Source organism: Moorena sp. SIO3I6 (assembly GCF_010672095.1).
This window is the reverse complement of sequence record NZ_JAAHHU010000410.1, coordinates 1-3759: the sequence shown is the minus strand read 5'-3', so window position 1 is coordinate 3759 and position 3759 is coordinate 1. Positions and strand designations below refer to the sequence as shown.

Below are 3759 nucleotides of genomic sequence, written 5' to 3'. Positions count from 1 at the left end.
GTATCGGGATCAATAGCAAAACCATGGTTTTGGCTAGTAATTTCCACCATTTGCTGCAAACCGGCTGGGTGATTCAAACCTCGGTGACCAAATTTAAGTTTAAAGGTCTGCGCTCCTAGGGCAAGACCAAGAATCTGATGTCCCATGCAGATGCCAAAAATAGGTTGCTGACGCTCCAATAAGGCTTTGGTGGTTGAGATGCCTTCGAGTACTACAGCCGGATCCCCTGGTCCATTGGACAGAAATATCCCATCGGGATTATACTTAGCAATTTCTTCTGGCGGTGTATTAGCAGGGACGACAATTACCCGACAATTGTAGCTAGCTAGACGCTTGAGAATATTACGTTTGATGCCAAAATCGATAGCAACAACTGTCAAACCCTTGTCCTTTTCTACCCCATCAACTGCCGGACCGAACTCCCAATTTGCTTCCGTAGGATCAGACCATTCGTAAACCTCGTCAGTGCTCACTTCTTTAACTAGATTTAATCCTGCCATACTCGGAGCCGCTTGCACTTGGGACAATAACTCAGTGGAGTCAAGGATTTCTGTGGAAATGGCACCGTTTATCGCACCAATGGAGCGTATTTTGCGGGTCAATGCCCTTGTATCAATGCCGTAAATTCCTGGGATGTTATGTTCCGCCAGATAATCGGGCAAGGACTGGGTAGAGCGCCAGTTACTGGGCCGGTAGCAGATGTTACGGGCAATTGCACCTCTGATTTGAGGATGAGCAGATTCTTCATCGGACGGGTTAACACCAGTATTGCCTAATTCTGGATAGGTGAAGGTCACAATTTGACCGCAGTAGCTGGGATCTGTCACCACCTCTTGATAACCCGTCATAGCAGTGTTAAACACTACTTCACCAATGGTTGTACCAGTCGCTCCGAAAGACCAGCCTTGGTAAGTTGTGCCATCAGCGAGAACTAGCAGAGCTGGATGAGCCGTTGAGATAGTCATTTTATGTCAAGTAAACCCTTTTCTTTAAGCTTAGGATTGAAGCGAATTTCAGTCTTTACCCCTCGGGATTCTAGCTCATCTTTAATTTTAGCTTCAACTCTCCGAGCAATTTTTTTGAGAATCTTCGTTTTTGCTAATTCCTCACTTTGCTCATAGTCTAACTGCTCTGCTTCAGTCATTGTCACTTTAGCATCAATCGGCTGACTCCAGAGATTTTCCTGCTCTCCATTCCCTACCGGTATCACACCATTCTCTTCAATCCATGCCTTACGAATCGTTTCTAATCGACTCCGGTTAGGTTTTTCAATGGTTTCTATTTTTAGCCAATAGCAGGAGTGAGGCTGACGAACTAAATGTTGTTTGATGCTGATATATACATCCCGGGAATAATTCACAAATCTCAGGGTTTTATCTTGGTCAAAAATAGCGTATACACCAATCTTTTTTTGTAAATATTCTGGTAGATTTCCCGTTTCATCCAGATAGGGAATAAATTCTAAATCCTTCAGAGATGGAATTTGATTATCAGAGGTGAGCATGGGATGGGATTAAAAATTACTATTAAAAAATAAATATAAAAACTAAATTTTATTGAAATTTGCGATAAATCCCACACAGGCGACTGGGATTAAATATTTTGGCTTTGAACATGAAGTTAGGAGGTACATTAATGATGATATAATCATCAGATTCGTGATACTGCTCATAGTCCGCTGGCATTCCCTTAGGGGTTGAAGTGGTGTAGGGAACTGGTTGAAACAGTAATTCAGTAAACTCAACCCTGTCAGCTTGAGCCGCTTCAGCTACTTGAGCCAAGAAGTTTTCCCCGGTTAGTAAAGCAAATAACTGGTCTCGGGCTTCTGGAGCTAGGACGAAACTGCTATCAAACTTGTTAACTATCTTGAGGCGAACCATAAGTCAAGGACAATCCCGAACTCTTTACGAGAGTGATTATACCTGATCAAGATTCACTGTTGAACAAGACTTCCGTGAAATATACTTCTGAGTTCTAAGTTCTGAGTTCTAAGTCCTTAGTAAGACCTGCAACCTGCAACCTGCAACCTGCAACCTGCAACCTGCAACCTGCAACCTGCAACCTGCAACCTGCAACCTGCAACCTGCAACCTTCAACCTGCAACCTTCAACCTTCAACCTTTAACCTTTAACCTTCAACCTTCAACCTTCAACTTAGTCATCCTTCTGAACCACTTCTGTTCCCCGCTTCCGGATGCGATTCCGTTCCTTGGAGCAATTCCTATCCCCGTCTGTGAGTTTATTTTCAAGTTTGCACTGCTCGTAAGTAATTTGAGCAGCGTGGCGTTTTGGCAGTTGATTCTGTTTTTCTAAAGCTTTGTTAAAAAAATCTAAACTTTTTTCCTCCTGCCCCAGTTTTCGCAAAATTTGTGCTTTAAGGTAAAGTACATCTGGGTTGCTTGGTGTTGTTTCCATTGACCGGTCTACATAGTCTATTGCCTTAGAATATTGCTTTAAATCTCGATATCCTACAGCAATGCCTCGATAGGCTAAATAAGATGGTAAAGCATAGGTTTCTAACTTGTCAATGGCTTGAGATGGGTCAGAAAATGGTAAATTGACAGCTAACATTAAATCCATGTAGCCTGTAATCAAGTTTAGCTCTGGGTCATTAGGAGCAATTTCTTTTGCTTCATCCAGATATTCAAAAACTTTATGTAATTTAGTCAAGGCACTGATAGGACCTTCTTTTTCAAAATCGTAAGCCCCTTCCAAAAAATAACCTACTGCTGTGTAGAGATTACCTCGCAAAGGATCAGAGGCAATCATTTCCTTAGCAGTCTTAAGAGTTTTAGTTCCGTAGGTCTTGAAGGTTTCCCAATCTTGATCTAAGTAAGCTAGAGATGATAGCATAGCATAGGTCATGGGTTCTTTAGACTGCCTAGATTCCGATTTTTTTAGATAAGCTTCAGCCTCTTTATAGTTTCCCTCCTTGAAGAAGAAGTCAAACGCATCTTGAACAGTGTCATCAATGTTCCGAGGATTACTGTCGCGAAAGGGGTCAGCTGCCAAGGTGGGCATTCCCCATAAACCGATTAATACAACTGCTGTGCTGACACAGGCTTTAACTATCTGTTTTGGTGCTCGAAACCGTTGGTTCATCGTCATTGTGGCAATATTAAAAATATATGCTACTAACCTCAGTACTGACGTTGCACTTGATGCCAGGTTCCATAGTACCGGAAGTTGGGGGATAAGATAGTAAGTAAGCATATGCGCTACGCGCACGCTGCGCGAACAGCTGTCAGCGGTCAGCGGTCAGCCATTCCCATAGCGTGGCCCAAAGGCTAATGGCTGATAGCTGATAGCTGATAGCTGATAGCTGATAGCTGAGTGCTTAAGATAGTAATGTCTATGAAATTTTGAAACCTCCAAAATTTTGGGAGAAGGGAAGGAGTGGGCAAAAGGCAATGCTATATCTTAGAGACTTAACCTATCATCCACCAGCTAGCTCCACCCCGATCTTGAAGGGTCTGAGTCTAGAGCTAGCACCACAAGAATTGGGACTAGTGATTGGTGTTAGTGGTTCTGGTAAAAGCACATTATTGGAAATTTTGGCAGGATTAGCCCAGCCCACGGCAGGAAACATCTTTTGGGGAGAAACCGAACTCACAAACGACCAGCTACCACAACTGGCAGGATTAGTGTTTCAGTTTCCAGAACGGCATTTCTGTGGTAAGACTATCCTGGAAGAATTGCGGATGGGACATCCAGAGTTGGGGTCACAAAGGGTTTATGATGCTTTGGGGGAAGTGGGACT

Annotated in this window: 5 protein-coding genes; 1 reads left to right on the top strand and 4 read right to left on the bottom strand. The window is 43.2% G+C overall.

Annotated features, from left to right (window positions below; translation table 11 throughout):
- The 4 genes from carA to F6K49_RS36990 all read right to left on the bottom strand — a co-directional run.
- Nucleotides 1–965: glutamine-hydrolyzing carbamoyl-phosphate synthase small subunit (carA, locus tag F6K49_RS37005; protein WP_293104962.1), on the bottom strand; the 965-nt coding region annotated here is incomplete at its 3' end.
- Nucleotides 962–1504 carry a GIY-YIG nuclease family protein gene (locus F6K49_RS37000; RefSeq protein WP_293027185.1) on the bottom strand — a complete coding sequence of 181 codons (543 nt, stop codon included), beginning with the start codon at nt 1502–1504 and terminating at the stop codon, nt 962–964. The genes F6K49_RS37000 and carA, both read right to left, overlap by 4 nt.
- 49 nt (nt 1505–1553) lie before the next feature.
- Nucleotides 1554–1880, bottom strand: coding sequence for a hypothetical protein (locus F6K49_RS36995; protein WP_293027182.1), 327 nt, complete (start codon nt 1878–1880; stop codon nt 1554–1556).
- Between the two features lie 273 nt (nt 1881–2153).
- A complete protein-coding gene (locus tag F6K49_RS36990) occupies nt 2154–3107 on the bottom strand; it encodes a Sll0314/Alr1548 family TPR repeat-containing protein (RefSeq protein ID WP_293104957.1) in 954 nt (317 codons plus the stop codon).
- Between the two features lie 302 nt (nt 3108–3409).
- On the opposite strand from F6K49_RS36990, the gene F6K49_RS36985 reads away from it, so the two are divergent.
- Nucleotides 3410–3759: ATP-binding cassette domain-containing protein (locus tag F6K49_RS36985; protein WP_293104967.1), on the top strand; the 350-nt coding region annotated here is incomplete at its 3' end.

Bases quoted from the DNA above. Each gene is read 5' to 3' on its own strand.
- F6K49_RS37000 (WP_293027185.1), bottom strand. From the start codon at position 1,504: ATGCTCACCTCTGATAATCAAATTCCATCTCTGAAGGATTTAGAATTT.
- F6K49_RS36995 (WP_293027182.1), bottom strand. From the start codon at position 1,880: ATGGTTCGCCTCAAGATAGTTAACAAGTTTGATAGCAGTTTCGTCCTA.
- F6K49_RS36990 (WP_293104957.1), bottom strand. From the start codon at position 3,107: ATGACGATGAACCAACGGTTTCGAGCACCAAAACAGATAGTTAAAGCC.